We start from the raw sequence: 19,376 nt of genomic DNA, 5'->3' as shown, positions 1-19,376 counted from the left end.
CTGTTGATTTGACGGCAGCATAGCGCCGCCCTCGACAAGGGCGACGCTTGGAAACGACAGGGGAAATCTCAAAAGCGTCATGGTTGTCGCGATCTCGACAAACTCCATACGCCACTTCTGTTTGCACTGGCGACGGGACGCCGTACATGGCGCGCGTGCCCTCCTAGGTGCCAAGGGAAACGCCCCTAGGTTCCAGAAGAAGGGTACGCGCTCATGCAACACGAGGAGGAAGAGCCTGAGCGGGAAACTAAGGACTAGATTGGCACACTGGCGTAGGTGGGTTCGCCGCGCGCCTGAGCCAGTGCCAGCACTGCGCTCGAAATCGGTTCCTGGGAAAGCACCCTGGCCGTCATCGGCAACGACACTGTCGCCTCGGAGCGCTGTTTCGGACGTGAAATCCCCAGTCGCTCATCCCTAGGGGGCATATTGAAATACTCGCGATAACACTTGGAAAAATGTGGCGTGGAGACAAAGCCGCATGCCGAGGCTACCTCGATGATCGACATTGGCGTCTGCTTGAGAAGCTGGCGGGCTCGGGTTAGACGCAGCTTGAGATAGTAGCGCGAAGGCGAGCAGTGCAGGTGCTTCTGGAACAGCCGCTCCAGCTGGCGGCGTGAGACATCGACATACTGTGCCAGCTCGTCGAGGCCAATGGGCTCCTCGAGGTTGGCTTCCATCAGGGCTACGATCTCCAGCAGCTTGGTCTGGGTGGTGCCCAGCACGTGCTTGAGCGGCACCCGCTGCTGGTCCTGTTCGCCGCGCACCCGGTCGTAGATGAACATCTCCGAAATGCCGGCAGAGAGCTCGCGGCCGTGGTCGCGCCCGATCAGGTTGAGCATCATGTCAAGTGGAGCGGTGCCGCCGGAAGCGGTTGCTCGGTCACGGTCGATCGAGAACAGCTGGGTAGTCAGAACCACTTTTGGAAACGCTTCCTGCATGGCCGCCAGGCATTCCCAGTGGATGCTGGTCTCGTAGCCGTCGAGCAGCCCGGCTCGGGCGAGCGCCCAACTGCCGGTGCATACCGAGCCGAGCCGCCGCGATTGGCGCGCCTGGGCCTGCAGCCATTGTATGTGTTCGCGTTCAACGCTCCTGCTAGGCCCGACTCCACCGCAAACGATCACCATATCCAGAGCCAGTGGGATACCGGTGGCGGCATCCGGGGTTACTTGCAAGCCATCGCTAGCACGTACGGGCTTCCCATCAAGACTCAGGGTGTACCAGCGGTAGAGCTCACGGCCGGCCAGTTGGTTGGCCATGCGCAGTGGCTCGATGGCCGAGGCCAGTGAAATCAGGGTGAAGGCATCCAGCAGTAGAAACCCCAAGGTTTGAGGCGTTGTATTGGGGTGGGCGCTGTGGGGAGAGTGGGTCATGGGTGACTCCAGCATGGTTGGTCTGGGGATGCAATGTTGTCGTTATGTATGAGGTCGGCGCATAGGCGCTGCTCCATGTCGTTATTGGACATGTCTTCGCTAGGATAATTACCCCTTGGCGTCAGTGCAGCTCAAAATTGGTAATTGCGACACTGGTAGGCAGTTATTCAAGACGGTCCTGTCGCAATTTGACATCCAGAGGTCGTCTTGGGTGCCGTTAGCGCGACAGTCGTGACTCTCCTTATCGCACCGCTTCGTTGAGCGGATAGCCCAGGGCGAAGTTGGCGCAGCTGAAAATGTCCTAATGAAGCCGTAGGCGATGGCCGACATGCGGCTTTTGGCCATTGCCACATTTCGCCTTAGAGCAACACGACGCGGTGTAAGCATGCGCAAGCGTTTCGGCGTCACTGCAGTGGACGTTCAGGAAGTCTGTCGCATCCATTCAATTCATTCCTGTCATCGTTCCCTTTAATTCTCCTATCAGCCGATGCGCTGAAAAGCCGTTATCTGCGCACCAGATGTGACTACGACTCGGGCGGGCCGCTGATAGGTTCGAGTACTCAACCAGCCGCTTGCGTAAAACAACAGGAGTTCTCCATGAATCACGCCTCACTTTCCGTTTTCGATACCCAGGTAGCCGCCGCTATTCACAGCGAAGTTTTGCGCCAGGAGGCGCACGTCGAGCTGATCGCTTCGGAGAACTACGCCAGCCGGGCCGTGATGGAGGCCCAGGGCACCCAGCTGACCAACAAGTACGCTGAGGGCTACCCGGGCAAGCGCTACTACGGCGGCTGCGAGCACGTCGACGTGGTCGAGCAGCTGGCGATCGACCGCGCCTGCGACCTGTTCGGCGCCGACTACGCCAACGTCCAGCCCCACTCCGGCGCCCAGGCCAACGCTGCGGCCTTCATGGCCCTGGTCAAGCCGGGCGACACGGTGCTCGGCATGAGCCTGGCCCACGGCGGTCACCTGACCCACGGTGCGGCGCCCAACTTCTCCGGCAAGCACTACCACGCGGTGCAGTACGGCCTGAACCCCGAGACCGGCGAGATCGACTACGAGGAGGTCGAGCGGCTGGCGCGCAGCCACAAGCCCAAGCTGATCATTGCCGGCTTCTCTGCCTATTCCCGGGTGGTCGACTGGCGGCGTTTTCGCAACATCGCCGATGAGGTCGGTGCCTGGCTGATGGTGGACATGGCGCATGTGGCGGGCCTGGTTGCCGCCGGCCTCTACCCGAGCCCGGTGCCCCATGCCCACGTGGTCACCACCACCACCCACAAGACCCTGCGCGGCCCGCGCGGCGGCCTGATCCTCTCCGCCCATGGCGATGCGGAACTGTACAAGAAGCTCAACGGCGCGGTGTTCCCCGGCCAGCAGGGCGGTCCGCTGATGCACGTGATCGCGGCCAAGGCGGTGGCCTTCAAGGAGGCCATGAGCCAGGCCTTCGTGCAGTACCAGCAGCGCGTGATCGACAACGCCCAGGCCATGGCCAAGGTCTTCGTCGAGCGCGGCTACGACGTGGTCTCCGGCGGTACCGACGACCACCTCTTCCTGGTGTCGCTGATCCGCCAGGGCGTGACCGGCAAGGACGCCGATGCGGCGCTGGGCCGGGCCCACATCACCGTCAACAAGAATGCCGTGCCCAACGACCCGCAGAGCCCGTTCGTGACGTCCGGCCTGCGCATCGGCACCCCGGCGGTCACCTCGCGCGGCTTCGACGTGGCCGACTGCGAGGCCCTGGCCGGCTGGATCTGCGACATCCTCGACGTGCTGGCCGAGCAGGGCAACACCGCTGCCGTGGAGGCCGAGGTGCGCGTCAAGGTCGCCGAGCTGTGCGAGCGCCACCCGGTCTACGGCGCCGCTCCGGCCGCGGTAGAAGAAACCGCCACCGCCTGAATGTATGAAATCGGCCCCCTTTACGGGGCCGGTCGAGGAGAGACGAGATGCAACGCTATTCAGGATTCGGGCTGGCCAAGCACGCCCTCAGCCACCACGAGAACTGGGAACGCCAGTGGCGCAACCCCACCCCCAAGAAGCAGTACGACGTGATCATCGTCGGCGGCGGCGGCCACGGCCTGGCCACCGCCTACTACCTGGCCAAGGAACACGGCATCAAGAACGTGGCGGTGGTCGAGAAGGGCTGGCTGGGCGGCGGCAACACCGCGCGCAACACCACCATCGTGCGCTCCAACTACCTGTGGGACGAAGCCGCGGCGCTCTACGAGCACGCCATGAAGCTGTGGGAGGGGCTCTCCCAGGACCTCAACTACAACGTGATGTTCTCCCAGCGTGGGGTCATGAACCTGGGCCACACCCTGCAGGACATGCGCGATATCCAGCGCCGGGTCAACGCCAACCGCCTCAACGGCATCGACGGTGAAGTGCTCACTCCCGAGCAGATCCAGGAGATCGTGCCGATCATGGACTGCTCGAAGAACGCCCGCTATCCGATCCTCGGTGCCTCCTGGCAGCCGCGCGCCGGCGTGGCGCGTCACGATGCCGTGGCCTGGGGCTTCGCCCGTGCCGCCGACGCGCTGGGCGTCGACCTGCTGCAGAACACCGAGGTCACCGGCTTCAAGATTCGTGATGGCCGCGTCTACGGCGTGCACACCAACCGCGGCGACATCGAAGCCAAGACCGTCGGCTGCGTAGCGGCGGGCAACTCGGGCGTGCTGGCGAAAATGGCCGGTTTCCGCCTGCCGCTGGAATCGCATCCGCTGCAGGCGCTGGTTTCCGAGCCGCTCAAGCCGGTGCTCGACACCGTGGTGATGTCCAACCACGTGCACGGCTACATCAGCCAGACCGACAAGGGTGACCTGGTCATCGGCGCGGGCATCGACGGCTACAACGGTTACGGCCAGCGCGGCAGCTACCCCACCATCGAGCACACCCTGCAGGCCATCGTCGAGATGTTCCCTATCTTCTCGCGGGTGCGCATGAACCGCCAGTGGGGCGGCATCGTCGACACCTGCCCAGACGCCTGCCCGATTCTCTCGGCCACGCCGGTGAAGGGCCTGTTCTTCAACTGTGGCTGGGGTACCGGTGGCTTCAAGGCCACGCCGGGCTCGGGTCATGTGTTCGCCTGGACCCTGGCCAAGAACCAGGCTCACCCGCTTGCGGCCCCGTTCTCCATCGACCGTTTCCATACCGGTGCTCTCGTCGACGAGCACGGTGCGGCCGGCGTGGCCCATTGACAACAACGTGAGGACAGGCGCTCCGAGATGAGCGCCGGGGGCAAGGCGTAGCGAGGGTCTTTTGCCATGGATGGCAAAAGTAGCGCCCAGGGATGGGTTCACAGCGCCCTCGCGCAGGCTTGTCGCCGGAGAAGCTCATCGGATGCCGGATCGTGAAAGTCTCTCCAAGGGAGAACCACCATGTTTCTTATCTACTGCCCCTACTGCGAGGAGCATCGCGAGGAAGAGGAGTTCCGTCCCAAGGGCCAGGCGCACATCGCTCGCCCCAAGGACCCCGAGGCCTGCAGCGACGAGGCGTGGGGCGACTACCTGTTCTTCCGTGACAACCCGCGCGGCATCCATCACGAGCTGTGGGTGCACGGCGTCGGCTGTCGCAAGTTCTTCAACGTCACGCGCAATACCGTGACCTACGAGATTCTCGAAACCTACAAGATGGGCGAACGGCCCCGCATCACCGCCGAGAGCCTGGCGAGGGGCGACATCCAGGGCAACGTGCAGGTCGCCGGCGGCGGACAACAGACCGTGGGCGCCACCAACGCCGCAGTGGCATCGGTCAAGGGGGAGCAGGCATGAGCAAGTCCGTGACACAGCCGAATCGTCTCAAAGAGGGCGGGCGTATCGATCGCTCGCGCAAGCTCGGCTTCACCTTCAACGGCCAGCACTATCAGGGCCATGCCGGCGACACCCTGGCCTCGGCGCTGCTGGCCAACGGCGTGGATATCGTCAACCGCAGCTTCAAGTACTCGCGCCCGCGCGGCATCGTCGCCGCCGGCGCCGAGGAGCCCAACGCGCTGGTCCAGCTGGGCAGCAACGAAGCCGCCCAGGTGCCCAACGTGCGTGCCACCCAGCAGGCGCTGTTCGACGGCCTCGTGGCGCGCAGCACCAACGGCTGGCCGAACGTGCAGCGCGACGTCATGAGTCTGGTGGGCAAGCTGGGCGGGCGCTTCATGCCGCCGGGCTTCTACTACAAGACCTTCATGGCGCCGGCCTCCATGTGGATGACCTACGAGAAGTACATCCGCAAGGGCGCAGGCCTTGGCCGTAGCCCCATGGAAGCCGATCCGGACAGCTACGATCACCTCAATCAGCACTGCGACCTGCTGGTGATCGGCGCCGGTCCCGCCGGCCTGGCGGCGGCGCTGACCGCGGCCCGCAGCGGCGCGCGGGTGATCCTGGCCGACGAGCAGGAAGAGATGGGCGGTTCGCTGCTCGACAGCCGTGAACTGCTCGACCAGCAGCCGGCCGCCAAGTGGGCGGAGCGCGTGCTGGAGGAGCTCGCCGGGCTGGACAACGTCATGCTGCTGCCCCGCACCACCGCCAACGGCTACCACGACCACCATTTCGTCACGCTGCACGAGCGACGCACGGAGCACCTGGGTGAGACGGCACCGCTGGTCGACGGCCATCGTGGCGTGCGTTCGCGCATGCACCGCGTGCGTGCCGGTCAGGTGCTGCTGGCCACCGGCGCCCACGAGCGTCCGCTGGTCTACGCCAACAACGACGTGCCGGGCAACCTGCTGGCCGGCGCGGTGTCCACCTACATCCGCCGCTACGGCGTGGTGCCGGGCAACAAGCTGGTGCTCTCCACCAGCAACGATCACGCCTATCGCGCCGCGCTCGACTGGGTCGAAGCGGGGCGTGAGGTGGTGGCCATCGTCGACGCCCGTGCCAATCCGCAGGGCGACTGGATCGACGCCGCCAAGGCCAAGGGCATTCGGATCATCACCGGCAGCGCGGTGATCGAGGCCAAGGGCGAGAAGCGCGTCAGCGCGGCCCGCGTGGCCAAGATCGACCTCGACGCCTTCAAGGTCACCGGCCAGGCCGAGACCCTGGCCTGCGACACCATCGCCAGCTCCGGCGGCTACAGCCCGGTGATCCATCTGGCATCGCACACCGGTGCGCGGCCGACCTGGAACGAAGAGATCCTCGGCTTCGTGCCCAGCCTGGTGAAAGGCGTACATGCTGCCGGCAGCGCCCGTGGCGTCCACGACCTGGCCGCAGGCATGGCCGATGGCGTGGCCATGGCCGCCCAGGCGCTGGAAGCACTGGGGCAATCGGCCAAGGCGGTCGAGCTGCCGCAGGTCGACGCCCGCCGCGAAGGGCCGGCCTGTGCGCTCTACCAAGTGCCGCACGAGAAGCCGACCCTGCGTGCGCCCAAGCAGTTCGTCGACCTGCAGAACGACGTCACAGCCGGGGGCATCGAACTGGCGACGCGCGAAGGCTTCGAGTCCATCGAGCACGTCAAGCGCTACACCGCCATGGGCTTCGGTACCGACCAGGGCAAGCTCGGTAACATCAACGGCATGGCCATCGCCGCGCGCTGCCTGGGCAAGACGATTCCCGAGGTAGGCACCACTGTGTTCCGCCCCAACTACACCCCGGTCACCTTCGGCGCCATCGCCGGTCGCCACTGCCGCGACCTGTTCGACCCCGAGCGCTATACCGCACTGCACCAGTGGCATGTGGAGCATGGCGCCGAGTTCGAGGACGTCGGCCAGTGGAAGCGCCCCTGGTACTTTCCACAAGTACGCCCCGGGTCGGCCAACGGCGAGCGCGAGAGCATGGCGGAGGCGGTAGCCCGCGAGTGCCGCGCGGTGCGCGAGAAGGTCGGCATCCTCGACGCCTCGACCCTGGGCAAGATCGACATCCAGGGCCCCGACGCGCGCGAGTTCCTGGGTCGCGTCTACACCAACAAGTGGGAGAAGCTGGCCGTCGGCAAGTGCCGCTACGGGCTGATGTGCAAGGACGACGGCATGGTCACCGACGATGGCGTGACCAGCTGCCTGGCCGACAACCACTTCCTGATGACCACCACCACCGGCGGCGCCGCCGCGGTGCTGGAGTGGCTGGAACTGTGGCTCCAGACCGAATGGCCCGAGCTCAACGTGACCTTCACCTCGGTGACCGATCACTGGGCGACCATGACGATCACCGGACCCGAGGCGCGCAACCTGCTGGCCGAGATCACCGACATCGATCTCGACCGCGACACGTTCAAGTTCATGGACTGGCGTGAAGGCAAGGTCGCCGGGGTGCCGGCGCGAGTGTTCCGCATCTCCTTCACCGGCGAGCTGACCTACGAGATCAACGTTCAGGCCAACTACGCCATGCACGTGTGGAAGACGCTGTTCAGCCACGGCGAGAAGTACGGCCTGACCCCTACGGCACCGAGACCATGCACGTGCTGCGCGCGGAGAAGGGCTTCATCATCGTCGGCCAGGACACCGACGGCTCGGTGACGCCGGAAGACCTGGGCATGCAGTGGGCGGTCGGCTACGACAAGCCGTACTCGTGGATCGGCAAGCGTGCGCCGACGCGCAGCGACACCCGCCGCACGGACCGCAAGCAGTTGGTCGGCCTCAAGCCCAAGGACCCGAAGGTGGTGCTGGAGGAGGGCGCGCAGATCGTCTTCGACCCGAAGCACGCCATTCCCATGCCGATGGCGGGCCACGTGACCTCGAGCTACTACAGCCCGACCCTGGACTCAGGCTTCGCCCTGGCCGTGGTCAAGGGCGGTCAGCAGAAGATGGGTGAGACCGTCTACCTGCCCATGGCCGACGGCCAGGTCCATGAGGCCGAAATCGTCAGCCCGATCTTCGTCGACCCCAAGGGAGAGCGCCAGAATGTCTAACCCTGTCGTTGCCAAGGCCCGTACCTTCGATACCCGCACCGAAGCCAACATCCCGGTGGAATCGCCGCTGGCCTACTCCTACCAGCGTTCGGGGGCTCCGGCCCCAGCGCCAAGAGCCGCGTGGTGCTGCGCGAGCGGGCCATGCTCGGTCATCTGATCCTGCGCGGCGGCGCCATCGTGCTCGACGAAGCGGTGCGCGCGGTGCTGGGCTTCGGCCTGCCGGCTCGGCCCAACACCCTCAGCCATAGCGAGGATGGCGCGCGTTCGATCCAGTGGCTCTCGCCCGACGAGTGGCTGCTGATCGTACCCGGTGGCGAAGAGTTCGAGCTGGAGGGCGAGCTGCGCAACGCCCTGGGCGATGCCCACTATGCCATCGTCAACGTCAGCGGCGGTCAGACGCTCATTGAGCTGTCGGGCGAGAAGGCGCGTGAGCTGCTGATGAAGTCGACGCCCAGCGACGTGCACCCCGAGGCCTTCCCGGTGGGCAAGGGCGTGACCGCGGTATTCGCCAAGTCCAACCTGATCCTGCGCCGCCCCACTGAAACCCGCTGGGAACTGGTGCTGCGCCGCAGCTTCGCCGACTACTGCTATCGCTGGCTGCTGGATGCCGGAAATGAATACGCCATCGGCGTCGAACGCTGAGAGAGGAAAGATGATGACCAACAAGATCAAATTGCTGCGTGACGCCCAGCCGGACGTGCTGCTGGACGCCAGTTCCTGGGAAAAGCTTTCCGGTGACCCCCACACCGTCAACCTCAATGCCTATGCGTCCGAAGACGGCACTAAAACGATGGGTACCTGGATCTGCACGCCGGGCAGGTGGGCGGTCAACTATACCAAGTGGGAGTACTGCGATTTCCGCGAAGGTTACTGCGTGCTCACCCCGGAGGGTGGCGAGCCGATTCACCTCAAGGCCGGCGACATCTTCATCGTCGAGCCTGGCTTCAAGGGCACTTGGGAAGTCGTTGAGACCGTGCGCAAGTATTTCGTGTTTGCCTGAGCCAGCGTCGCGCCGAGCCAGACGCTCGGCGCGACCCACAGAGGAGAGAGGATGATGGGGCCCAAGGAAAGCAACTGGATTCTGGTGGCTCAATGTCCGAGCCGACTCGGCACCGTGGATGTGGTGACCCGCTTCCTCAAGGAGAGCCGATGCTACATCACCGAGCAGCACTCCTTCGATGACCGACTGAGCGGCGGCTTCTTCATCCGCACCGAGTTCCGTCCCGAGGCGGAAGGGTTCGATCAGGCGGCCTTCGAGACCGGCTTCGCCGAGCGCGCCGCCGAGTTCGCGATGCACTTCGAACTGACCGCCCCGGGGACGCGGATGCCGGTGGTGATCATGGTGTCAAAGGCCGATCACTGCCTCAACGACCTGCTCTATCGCTACCGCATCGGCCAGCTGCCGATCGACATACGTGCCATCGTTTCCAACCACCCGGACCTGGCGCCCCTGGCGGAGTGGCATGGCATTCCTTATCACCACTTCCCGATCACGGCCGACACCAAGCCCGAGCAGGAGGCGAAAGTGTGGGCGGTGGTCGAGGAGACCGGCGCCGAGCTGGTGATCCTCGCTCGCTACATGCAGGTGCTGTCGAGCGACCTGTGCGAGAAGCTCAGCGGTCGCGCCATCAATATTCACCACTCGCTGCTGCCGGGCTTCAAGGGTGCCAAGCCCTATCATCAGGCCTACGACAAGGGCGTAAAGCTGGTCGGTGCCACCGCTCACTACATCAACGACGACCTCGACGAGGGGCCGATCATCACCCAGGGGTCGAGTCGGTCAGTCATGCCGACTATCCGGAGGACCTGGTGGCCAAGGGGCGTGACATCGAGTGCCTGACCCTGGCCCGGGCGGTGGCCCTGCACGTGGAGCGTCGGGTCTTCCTCCACGCCAGCCGTACGATCATCTTCGAAAGATAGCCTTGAGCCTGTAACCGGCGGCAATCTCTCCTTGCCGCCACTCCCTGACAGCGATCATGCCACTGTCCACCGGGTCGATGAGGCTACCAGCCTCGCTGACCGCTCCTCCAGACAATCAAGTTTCGCCGATGCCATTCGTTCCGTGGCTAGGCATCCAGGCACCCGGCCGACAACCGTCAGCGCGCCCATATGCAGGCGCTGGCATTTACCTTCCTTGAGCAGCCGTTGGGGACAGGGGCGGCGCACCGACGCGCCGCACGGCTAGTGATGCCGCTCGGGCCAGCTCCCGAGCGGTTTTGCCAGGAAATGGTGAGCAGGCCGAAAATGCAACTGCCCACAGTCGAAGCAGCGCTGAAAAAGCGTCCCGAGGTAATTCTGGCTTTCTCGGCTAAGGTATGGGAGAACCTCCAGCAGGGCTATGCCCATCGAACGCTTGATTGAGGAAATAACAAGATGCTACCCAAGAAGACCCTACTGGCCACCGCCGTGATCGGCGCCATGCTGGCCACCGCCGCGAATGCCGAGACCCTGCGCTGGACCCGCTCCGCGGACAGCCTGACCATGGACCCGCACTCGCAGAACGAGGGACCGACCCACTCGGTCAACCATCAGATCTTCGACACCCTCGTCTACCAGGACATGGACGTCGAGTATCAGCCCGGCCTGGCCACCGAGTGGCACGTGAAGGAAGACGAGCCCACCGTCTGGGTGTTCAAGATCCGCGAGGGCGTGACCTTCCACGAAGGCCAGTCGCTGACCGCCGAGGACGTGGTCTTCTCGATCAATCGCGCCCGCCACGAGCACTCCGACATGCGCGGCCTGCTCACCTCGATCTCCGAGGTGCGCGCCGTGGATGACTACACCGTCGAGGTCGAGACCACCGAGCCCAACCCGCTGCTGCCCAACAACTTCACCAACCTGTTCATCATGAGCCGCGAGTGGGCCGAGGAGCACGGCGTCGAGGAGCCGCAGAACTACGCGGCGGGCGAGGAGACCTTCGCGGTGCGCAACGCCAACGGCACCGGCCCGTTCCGCGTCGAGAGCCGCGAGCCCGACGTGCGCACCGTGTTCGTGCGCAACGACGATTACTGGGGTATCGACCACTATCCGATGGAGATCACCCGCCTGGTGTTCACGCCCATCGAGTCGGCCTCCACCCGCGTGGCGGCGCTGCTCTCCGGCGAGGTCGACTTCCTGCAGGAGACCCCGGTGCAGGACATCGAGCGCCTGGCCAACGCCGATGGCATCAAGAACGAGCAGGGCGCCGAGAACCGCACCATCTTCCTCGGCATGGACATGGGCTCGGCCGAGCTGCGCGCGGGCAACGCCGAGGGCAACCCCTTCGCCGACCGCCGCGTGCGCGAGGCGATCAACCTGGCGGTGGACGCCACCACCATCCAGCGTGCGGTCATGCGCGGCAACTCCCAGCCGGCCGGCATGATCGCGCCGCCGTTCGTCAACGGCTACACCGAGGAGATGGACGAGGTTCTCGAGGCGGATACCGCCCGCGCTCAGGAACTGATGGAAGAGGCCGGTTACGGCGATGGCTTCCGCGTCACCCTGCACTGCCCCAACGACCGCTACGTCAACGACGAGCAGATCTGCCAGGCGGTGGTCAGCATGCTGGCGCGCATCGGCATCACCGTGGACCTGGTGGCCCAGACCCGCTCGCTGCACTTCGCCGAGCTGGCCCGCGGCGAGTACGACTTCTACCTGCTGGGCTGGGGCGTGCCCACCATGGATTCCGAGTACGTCTTCAACTACCTCTACCACACCAAGGAGGACGACCGGGGGACCTGGAACTTCACCGGCTACTCCGACGAGCGGGTGGACGAGCTGACCGTGGCCATGGGCCAGGAGGTCGACGAGGAGGCGCGCAACGAGATGATCAGTGAGGCGTGGCAGATCGTGCACGACGAGATCATCTACGTCCCGATCCACCACCAGATGCTGACCTGGTCGATGCGCGACGACATCGACTTCAAGGTGCAGAGCGAGAATACACCGCACTTCAAGTATCTGCGTTTCAACAACTAAGCGTTTCGAGACTCTACCCCCGGTTGCCACAAGCGACCGGGGGTATCGTCGTTATTTGGTGATCCCATGCTAGCGTTTCTGATCCAGCGCGTACTGCAGGCCATCTTCGTGATGTTCGTGGTCGCGCTCATCTCGTTCTCGCTGTTTCACTACGTCGGCGACCCGGTGCTCAACATGCTCGGGCAGGAGGCCACCGAGGCCGACCGCGCCGCGCTGCGGGCCCAGCTCGGCCTCGACCAGCCGGTGGTGGTGCAGTTCTGGAATTTCGTCGTCAATGCCGCCCAGTTCGAATTCGGCATCTCCTATCGTTCGGCCCGCCCGGTCACCGACCTGATCATGGAGCGGCTGCCCGCCACCCTGGAGCTGGCCATCATCTCGGCTATCTTCGCCGTGGTCATGGGCATCCTGCTGGGCATCTATACCGCCCTGCGCCGGCGCAGCTGGCTGGCCCACTTCATCATGACCGCCTCGCTGATCGGCGTGTCGCTGCCTACCTTCCTGATCGGCGTGCTGCTGATCTACATCTTCGCCGTGGAGCTCGGCATGCTGCCGGCCTTCGGGCGGGGCGAGACGGTGCGCCTCGGCGACTGGTGGACCACCGGGCTGCTCACCACCAGCGGGCTGCGCTCGCTGATCCTGCCGGCCATCACCCTGGGGCTGTTCCAACTGACCCTGATCATGCGCCTGGTGCGGGCCGAGATGCTCGAGGTGCTGAGCACCGACTACATCAAGTTCGCCCGCGCGCGGGGCTGTCGAAGCGGGTGGTGCACCTGCGCCATGCGCTGAAGAACACCATGATCCCGGTCATCACCATCATCGGTCTGCAGCTCGGCACCATCATCGCCTTCGCCATCATCACCGAGACGGTGTTCCAGTGGCCCGGCGTGGGCGCGCTGTTCATCACCGCCGTGCGCTTCGTCGACGTGCCGGTGATGGCCGCCTACCTGATGATGATTGCGCTGGTGTTCGTGGTGATCAATCTGGTGGTGGACCTGCTCTACTACGCCGTCGACCCGCGGCTGCGCGCCCAGGAGGTGGCAAATGAGCCAGCAGATCGAGACCCGGGGAACACGGCGCCCGTGGTGCCCCCAAGCCGAGCAAGTGGCGCACCTTCCTCGACAGCGACATCGTCTACTCGTGGAAGCGCCAGCCGGTGGTGATCATTGCCACCCTGGTGACGCTGGTCATGTTCGCCGCGGCGCTGTTCGCGCCGTGGATCGCGCCGCAGAATCCGTTCGATCCGCGCCAGCTGGAGCTGATCGACGCCTTCACGCCGCCGCTGACCACCTCGGACTTCACCGGCAACTTCTACCTGCTGGGCAGCGACAGCCAGGGCCGCGACGTCTTCTCGGCGATTCTCTACGGCTCGCGCATCTCGCTGCTGGTGGGCTTTGCCGCGGTGATCTTCGCCTTGGTGATGGGCACCGCCCTGGGCCTGCTGGCGGGCTTTCGCGGCGGCTGGCGCGACGCGCTGATCATGCGCATCGCCGACGTGCAGCTCACCTTCCCGTCGATTTTGATGGCGCTTTTGATCTTCGGTGTGATCCGCGGCTTTCTGCCGCGCTCGATGCACGCCGAGGTGGCCATCATCGTGCTGATCATCGCCATCGGCCTCTCCGACTGGGTGCAGTACGCCCGGGCGGTACGCGGCGCCACCATGGTGGAGAAGAGCAAGGAGTACGTGCAGGCGGCGCGCGTGATCGGCCTGCCGGCGCGTAAGATCCTGTTCCAGCACATCCTGCCCAACGTGATGCGGCCGGTGCTGGTGATCGGCACCATCGGCCTGGCGCTGGCGATCATCGCCGAGGCCACGCTGTCGTTTCTGGGGGTGGGCATGCCCGCCACCCAGCCGAGCCTGGGCACCCTTATCCGGGTGGGCCAGGATTACATGTTCTCGGGAGAGTGGTGGATCCTGCTCTTCCCCGGGGTGGCGCTGCTGATGCTGGCGCTCTCCGTCAATCTGCTGGGAGACTGGTTGCGTGATGTCCTCAACCCCAAGCTCCGCTAACGACGCCGCTGTAGAGGCAGGCCACGCGCCTGGCGCCGCGGGGCAGCAGCCGGTCCTTTCCGTGCGCCACCTGCGGGTGGAATTCCCCACCCGCCACGGCACCCTGGTGGCGCTCGACGACGTCTCCTTCGACATCGCTCCCGGCGAAGTGCTGGGCGTGGTGGGCGAGTCCGGCGCCGGCAAGTCGATGACCGGCAACGCCGTGATCCGGCTGCTCGAGCCGCCCGGCCATATCGCCGCCGGCGAGGTGCTGCTTTCGGGCCAGCGCATCGACGATCTGCCCGAGGAGCGCTTCGTGCCGCTGCGCGGACGCCATATCGGCATGATCTTCCAGGACCCGCTGACCAGCCTCAACCCGCTGTTCTCGGTGGGCGACCAGCTGATCGAGACGATCCGCGCCCACCTGCCGATGAACGAGCGCCAGGCCCGCGAGGAAGCGCTGCGGCTGCTGCGCGAGGTGGGCATTCCCGCCCCCGAGAATCGCATCGACAGCTACCCGCACCAGTTCTCCGGCGGCATGCGCCAGCGCGTGGTGATCGCCCTGGCCCTCGCCGCCCGGCCCGAGTTCATCATCGCCGACGAGCCCACCACGGCGCTCGACGTCTCGGTGCAGGCGCAGATCCTGGCCCTGCTCAAGCGGCTGTGCGCCGATCACGGTACGGCGGTGATGCTGGTCACCCACGACATGGGGGTGATCGCCGAGACCGCCGACCGGGTGGCGGTGATGTACGCCGGGCGGCTGATCGAGATCGGCCCGGTGGAAGAAGTGATCCGCAACCCGCAGCATCCCTACACCAAGGGCCTGATGGCCTCGATCCCCGGGATCGCCAAGCGCCTCGAGCGGCTCTACCAGATCGAGGGCGCCATGCCGCGGCTGGCGGCGATTCCCCCGGGCTGCGCCTTCAACCCGCGCTGCCCCCACGCCCAGCAGCGCTGCCGCGACGAGCGGCCGGACCTGATGCCGGCCGGGGGCAGCCGGGCGGCCTGCTGGCTGCACGACCCGGTCGATCCGCTGCCGCCCCGGCAGGACGCAGAGGAGAGGAGGTGAGCCATGTGCGCTGATACGGCAGTGAAGACGCCCCCGGCGGCGCAGGGCGAGATCCTGCTCGAAGCCCACGACCTGGCGCGCTATTTCGACGTCTCCAAGCCCTGGCTCAACCGGGTCATCGAGCGCAGCGAAAAGCTCACGCTCAAGGCGGTGGACGGCGTGGGCTTCTCCATCCGCCGCGGCGAGACCCTCTCGCTGGTGGGCGAGTCGGGCTGCGGCAAGTCCACCGTGGCGCGGCTGGTGGTGGGGCTCTATGGCCTCACTCGCGGCAAGCTGGTGTTCGACGGCGAGGACATCAGCAACCTGGCGAGCCGCACCGGGCGGCAGGCCGCCAGCGTGCGCAAGCGCTTCCAGATGATCTTCCAGGACCCCTACGCCAGCCTCAACCCGCTGTGGCGGGTGGGCACCATCATCGGCGAGCCGCTGCGCTTCTTCCGCCCGGAGATGAGCAGCGCCGACCGGCGGCGGCGGGTGGGCGAACTGCTCGAGCAGGTGGGCCTGTCGGCCATGGACGCCAATCGCTATCCGCATGAGTTCTCCGGCGGCCAGCGCCAGCGCATCTCGATTGCCCGGGCGCTGGCCAACGAGCCGGAGTTCATGATCTGCGACGAGCCGACCTCGGCGCTGGACGTCTCGGTACAGGCGCAGATCCTCAACCTGATGCGCGACCTGCAGGACGAGTACGGGCTGACGTACCTGTTCATCAGCCACGACATGGCGGTGGTCAAGCACATGTCGGACCGCATCGCGGTGATGTACCTGGGGCGTATCGCCGAGATCGCCCCGGCCGACCAGCTCTTCGAGACCCCCACCACCCCTACTCGAAGATGCTGCTGGCCGCGGTGCCGTCGCTGGAGGGCGTGGGCAAGGAGCGCACGGTGATCCAGGGCGAGGTGCCCAACCCGGTGCATCCGCCCACGGGCTGCGCCTTCCATCCGCGCTGCCCCCACGCCAACGAGCGCTGCAAGGCCGAGGTGCCGCGGCTGATCGCCCGCAGCGACGGCAGCGAGGTGGCGTGTCACGGCGTCGAGGAGGGCAGGCTGCCGTGAAGCGTCCGGCCTGATGCTGGAGCTGCTCTCGCCGCTGTCGGCCGGGGTCAACCTGGTGCTGGTGCTGCTCTCGGTAGTGACCTCGGCGCTGTCGGCAGCGGCCGGCATAGGCGGGGGCACGCTGTTGATCATCGCCATGGCCCAGGTGATGCCGGCCACGGCGCTGATCCCGGTGCACGGTATGGTGCAGCTCGGCTCCAACGGCGGCCGGGCGGCGATGACCTGGCGGCACGTGCGTCGTGACATCGTTGCCGCCTTCCTGCCCGGCGTCATCCTTGGCGCCGTGGTGGCGGCGTGGCTGCTGATTCGCCTGCCCCACGGCGTGCTGGAGCTGTGCATCGCCGCCTTCGTGCTCTACTCCTGCTGGGGGCCGGGGCTGCCCCAGCGGGCGGTGGGGCGCACCGGCACCGTGATTGCCGGCGCGCTCACTACGCTGCTCTCCAGTTTCGTCGGGGCCAGCGGCCCTATGGTCGCCTCGTTCATCAAGCTCGGCATGAGCGAGCGGCTGCCGCGGGTGGCCACCTTCGCCACCTGCATGACCTTTCAACACGCCACCAAGGCGTTCATCTTCGGCTTTGCCGGCTTCGTCTTCCGCGACTGGCTGGGGCTGATGCTGGCCATGGTGGCGGCGGGCTTCGCCGGCACCTGGCTGGGCCTGCGCCTGCTGAACCGGGTGACCGACCATCGCTTCGACTTTCTCTTCAAGTGGACCCTGACCCTGCTGGCGCTGCGCCTGATCTGGCTGGGCGTGGAGCGGCTGTTTAGCGAAGGTGGGTAAAGGGGCCACGAAAAGCCCCGGCAGAACCGGGGCGAAGGTAACGATGCAAAACGGCAGGCAGGTGCCGGTCAGAAATCGTAGGTCGCCGAGAGCCAGAAGCTGCGGCCATCCAGCGCCACGCCGTCGGTGGAGCGGCCGGTCTGGGTGTAACGGTAGGCCTGGTAAGTGTCGCCCTGCCACTCGTAGCTGTCGGCCTTGCCGAAGTCCTTGTCGAACAGGTTGTAGATCGAGCCGGTCAGGCGTACCTGATCGCTGAAGCGATAGGTGGTGCGCAGGTGGAACAGCTCGTAGCCATCCAGCGTGTTGCCCACCTGCTGATACATCGCCAGGTTCTGGCCGGTCGTCGGAACGCCGTCGGTGAAACGCTCGCGCGATGAGTAGTACTCGCCTTCCAGGGTGGTATTGAGTCTGTCGGTCACGTCCCAGCCCAGGCTGGCGGTGAGCTTGTGCTTGGGCGTGTTGGTCAGCAGCATGCCTTCCTGTTCGCCGGAGGTGATCTCGGTGTCGGTGAAGGTATAGCCGCCGCGTACCTCCCAGGCGGGCGCGAAACGGTAGCGCGCTTCCAGCTCGACGCCACGGGTTTCGGCTGCGTCGATGTTGACCAGCCGCGCGAACCCGGTCTGGCTGGAGAAGTTGCCCACCGTGAGGCAGCCGGGCACGTTGCCGGCCGGATGCAGGCAGTTGGGGATCTCCGCGCCTTCGGCAATGCGATCGGAGAAGCGGTTGTAGAAGGCCGTGCCGCTGACCGTCACGCCCGCCAGGTTGTCGTAGATGGCGCCTAGCTCATAGTTGGTGCTCTTTTCCGGCTCCAGGTCCGGCGAGCCGATGGTGACCGTCTGGCCCTGGTTGCCGAAGCCGGTGATGCCGTCGTGCAGCTGGTTGAGCGTGGGGGTCTTGTAGCCACGGCTGACGCCGCCCTTCAGCGTCCAGTGGTCGGTGGTGTTCCAGACCAGGTAGCCACGTGGGCTGAAGTGGCCGCCGAAGGCATCGTGGTGCTCGTAGCGTCCGCCCAGGGTGAGCGCCAGGTCGTCGCGCAGCCACCATTCGTCCTCGGCGAACAGCGCCCAGCTCTGCTGCTCGAAGGCCTGGTTACCCGCGGCGCCATCCTCCAGGCGCGCATCGATGTATTGCCCGCCCACCGTCACCATGTGGCTATCGGTCGGCAGGGTGAACTTGGTATCGAAGATGATATCGCGGTTCTCGAGCAGGCGCGGTTCGCCGCCCTGGGCGAAGTAGCCGTATTCCGGCGCACTGCCGGCCGGCAGCGTGCGGCCAAGCGTCTCGGTCGTATTGTGCGTGAGACTGCTCTCCAGCGTGCCGAGGTCGAAGCGCCCGGTATGGCCGACGGCAAGCTGGTCGCGGTTGAAGCGCAGCTCGTCCTCGTAGCCCCAGAACTGGCCTGGCTGGGGGCGCAGGTCGCACGGTTGGTGCCGTCCAGCGTACCCAGGCGGCAGTCGTCGTTGGCGTAGGTCTGGCGCGCCCGTTCGGCGTCCAGCCACACCGAGTTGGCCTCATCGGCACGCAGGGTCAGGCGCCCGCCCAGCAAATAGAGGCGCGCCTCGGTGGGCCTTGGGTCGCGTGCCGCGCTATCCGCAATCATCCGTTCGGAGGCGTCGCGATCGAACAGGCGGCCACGCAGCTGCAGGCCGAGCACGTCGTCCACCAGCGGGCCGGAGGTATAGAGGTTGATGCCCTGGGCGTTGCCGGCATCCCGGTCCTGCTGGAAGGTGGTGTCCAGGGTGACGCTGCCCGTCCAGGTGGCGCTGACGGGGCGGGTGATGATGTTGATCACGCCGCCCATGGCATCGGAGCCGTACAGGGTCGACATGGGGCCGCGGATGACCTCGATGCGCTCGATGGCCGACAGCGGCGGCATGAAGCTGGTAGACGTTTCGCCGAAACCGTTGGGCGTGACGTCGCCCGAGGCGTTCTGGCGCCGGCCGTCGATCAGGATCAGGGTGTAGTGGCTCGGCATGCCGCGGATGCTGACGTTCAGGCCGCCGGTCTTGCCCACGCCGGAACGAACATCGACACCGGGCACCTCGGCGATCGCTTCGGCAATGTTCGAGTAGCGCTTGCGCTCCAGCTCCTCGCGGGTGACGACGGAGATGCTGGCCGGTGCGTCCTGCAGCGCCTGCTCGAAGCCGGCGGCGGTCACCACGATATTGTCGAGGCGGGCACTCTCCTGGGCCTGGGCGGTGAGGGCGAGCGAGGCGCTGGCGATGGCCAGCGTCAGGGCGGTGCGGCGTGAGTGGAGCATGGAATCACCTGCTGAATGTGTAGCTATGAATGATATTGATTATCAAGCGCAGGTGATTCTAATGCGAAAAGTTCCCATTGA

At 65.8% G+C, this 19,376-nt stretch carries 13 protein-coding genes and 5 pseudogenes; 15 read left to right on the top strand and 3 right to left on the bottom strand.

The features are described from left to right. Positions 1-254 precede the first annotated feature (254 nt). Positions 255-1,370: a GlxA family transcriptional regulator gene (locus tag ACUDAL_RS15130; protein WP_444678692.1), complete on the bottom strand. Its 1,116-nt coding sequence runs from the start codon at positions 1,368-1,370 to the stop codon at positions 255-257. A 597-nt stretch (positions 1,371-1,967) separates the two neighbouring features. Between ACUDAL_RS15130 and glyA the strand changes: the two genes are divergently transcribed. The 15 genes and pseudogenes from glyA to ACUDAL_RS15055 all read left to right on the top strand — a co-directional run bounded on the left by glyA (position 1,968) and on the right by ACUDAL_RS15055 (position 17,035). Beyond that, positions 1,968-3,266 carry a serine hydroxymethyltransferase gene (glyA, locus tag ACUDAL_RS15125; RefSeq protein ID WP_444678691.1) on the top strand — a complete coding sequence of 433 codons (1,299 nt, stop codon included), beginning with the start codon at positions 1,968-1,970 and terminating at the stop codon, positions 3,264-3,266. Between the two features lie 47 nt (positions 3,267-3,313). Next, complete coding sequence (locus ACUDAL_RS15120; protein ID WP_086510496.1) at positions 3,314-4,564, top strand: sarcosine oxidase subunit beta family protein; 1,251 nt, start codon at positions 3,314-3,316, stop codon at positions 4,562-4,564. 180 nt (positions 4,565-4,744) lie between these two features. Beyond that, on the top strand, positions 4,745-5,137 hold the full coding sequence (locus tag ACUDAL_RS15115) for a sarcosine oxidase subunit delta (protein WP_444678690.1): 393 nt from the start codon (positions 4,745-4,747) through the stop codon (positions 5,135-5,137). Between the two features lie 8 nt (positions 5,138-5,145). Then, positions 5,146-8,195, top strand: a pseudogene (locus ACUDAL_RS15110) (sarcosine oxidase subunit alpha family protein). Then, positions 8,188-8,837 (top strand): annotated as a pseudogene (locus tag ACUDAL_RS15105) (sarcosine oxidase subunit gamma). The pseudogenes ACUDAL_RS15110 and ACUDAL_RS15105 overlap by 8 nt, the downstream one beginning before the upstream one ends. Positions 8,838-8,850: 13 nt before the next feature. Then, positions 8,851-9,195, top strand: coding sequence for a cupin domain-containing protein (locus ACUDAL_RS15100; RefSeq protein WP_119021306.1), 345 nt, complete (start codon positions 8,851-8,853; stop codon positions 9,193-9,195). A gap of 54 nt (positions 9,196-9,249) precedes the next feature. Beyond that, positions 9,250-10,115 (top strand): annotated as a pseudogene (gene purU / locus ACUDAL_RS15095) (formyltetrahydrofolate deformylase). A gap of 189 nt (positions 10,116-10,304) precedes the next feature. Further along, positions 10,305-10,556, top strand: coding sequence for a hypothetical protein (locus ACUDAL_RS15090; protein ID WP_444678689.1), 252 nt, complete (start codon positions 10,305-10,307; stop codon positions 10,554-10,556). A 12-nt stretch (positions 10,557-10,568) separates the two neighbouring features. Further along, positions 10,569-12,152: an ABC transporter substrate-binding protein gene (locus ACUDAL_RS15085; protein WP_444678688.1), complete on the top strand. Its 1,584-nt coding sequence runs from the start codon at positions 10,569-10,571 to the stop codon at positions 12,150-12,152. 66 nt (positions 12,153-12,218) lie between these two features. Next, a pseudogene (locus ACUDAL_RS15080) lies at positions 12,219-13,183 on the top strand (ABC transporter permease); the annotation flags it as partial. A gap of 122 nt (positions 13,184-13,305) precedes the next feature. Then, entirely contained in the window at positions 13,306-14,160 is an 855-nt protein-coding gene (locus tag ACUDAL_RS15075) for an ABC transporter permease (RefSeq protein WP_444678687.1), read from the top strand. A gap of 61 nt (positions 14,161-14,221) precedes the next feature. Then, on the top strand, positions 14,222-15,208 hold the full coding sequence (locus tag ACUDAL_RS15070) for an ABC transporter ATP-binding protein (RefSeq protein WP_444678686.1): 987 nt from the start codon (positions 14,222-14,224) through the stop codon (positions 15,206-15,208). Positions 15,209-15,211: 3 nt separating this feature from the next. After that, on the top strand, positions 15,212-16,090 hold the full coding sequence (locus tag ACUDAL_RS15065; RefSeq protein WP_444678685.1) for an ABC transporter ATP-binding protein: 879 nt from the start codon (positions 15,212-15,214) through the stop codon (positions 16,088-16,090). Beyond that, on the top strand, positions 16,036-16,257 hold the full coding sequence (locus ACUDAL_RS15060; RefSeq protein WP_444678684.1) for an oligopeptide/dipeptide ABC transporter ATP-binding protein: 222 nt from the start codon (positions 16,036-16,038) through the stop codon (positions 16,255-16,257). Before ACUDAL_RS15065 ends, ACUDAL_RS15060 begins: the two co-directional genes overlap by 55 nt. A 13-nt stretch (positions 16,258-16,270) precedes the next feature. Further along, positions 16,271-17,035, top strand: a complete 765-nt coding sequence (locus ACUDAL_RS15055) for a sulfite exporter TauE/SafE family protein (RefSeq protein ID WP_444678683.1) — start codon at positions 16,271-16,273, stop codon at positions 17,033-17,035. 68 nt (positions 17,036-17,103) lie between these two features. On the opposite strand, the gene ACUDAL_RS15050 is transcribed toward ACUDAL_RS15055, so the two are convergent. Both ACUDAL_RS15050 and ACUDAL_RS15045 read right to left on the bottom strand, forming a co-directional pair. Then, on the bottom strand, positions 17,104-18,534 hold the full coding sequence (locus tag ACUDAL_RS15050; protein WP_444678682.1) for a TonB-dependent receptor domain-containing protein: 1,431 nt from the start codon (positions 18,532-18,534) through the stop codon (positions 17,104-17,106). A 350-nt stretch (positions 18,535-18,884) separates the two neighbouring features. Next, positions 18,885-19,295 (bottom strand): annotated as a pseudogene (locus tag ACUDAL_RS15045) (TonB-dependent receptor plug domain-containing protein); the annotation flags it as partial. Positions 19,296-19,376 lie beyond the last annotated feature (81 nt).

It is taken from the genome of Halomonas sp. E19 (genome assembly GCF_052439355.1).
GTDB lineage: Bacteria > Pseudomonadota > Gammaproteobacteria > Pseudomonadales > Halomonadaceae > Halomonas.
Note: the sequence above shows the minus strand (reverse complement) of the source record. Positions and strands in the feature narration are given on the sequence as shown.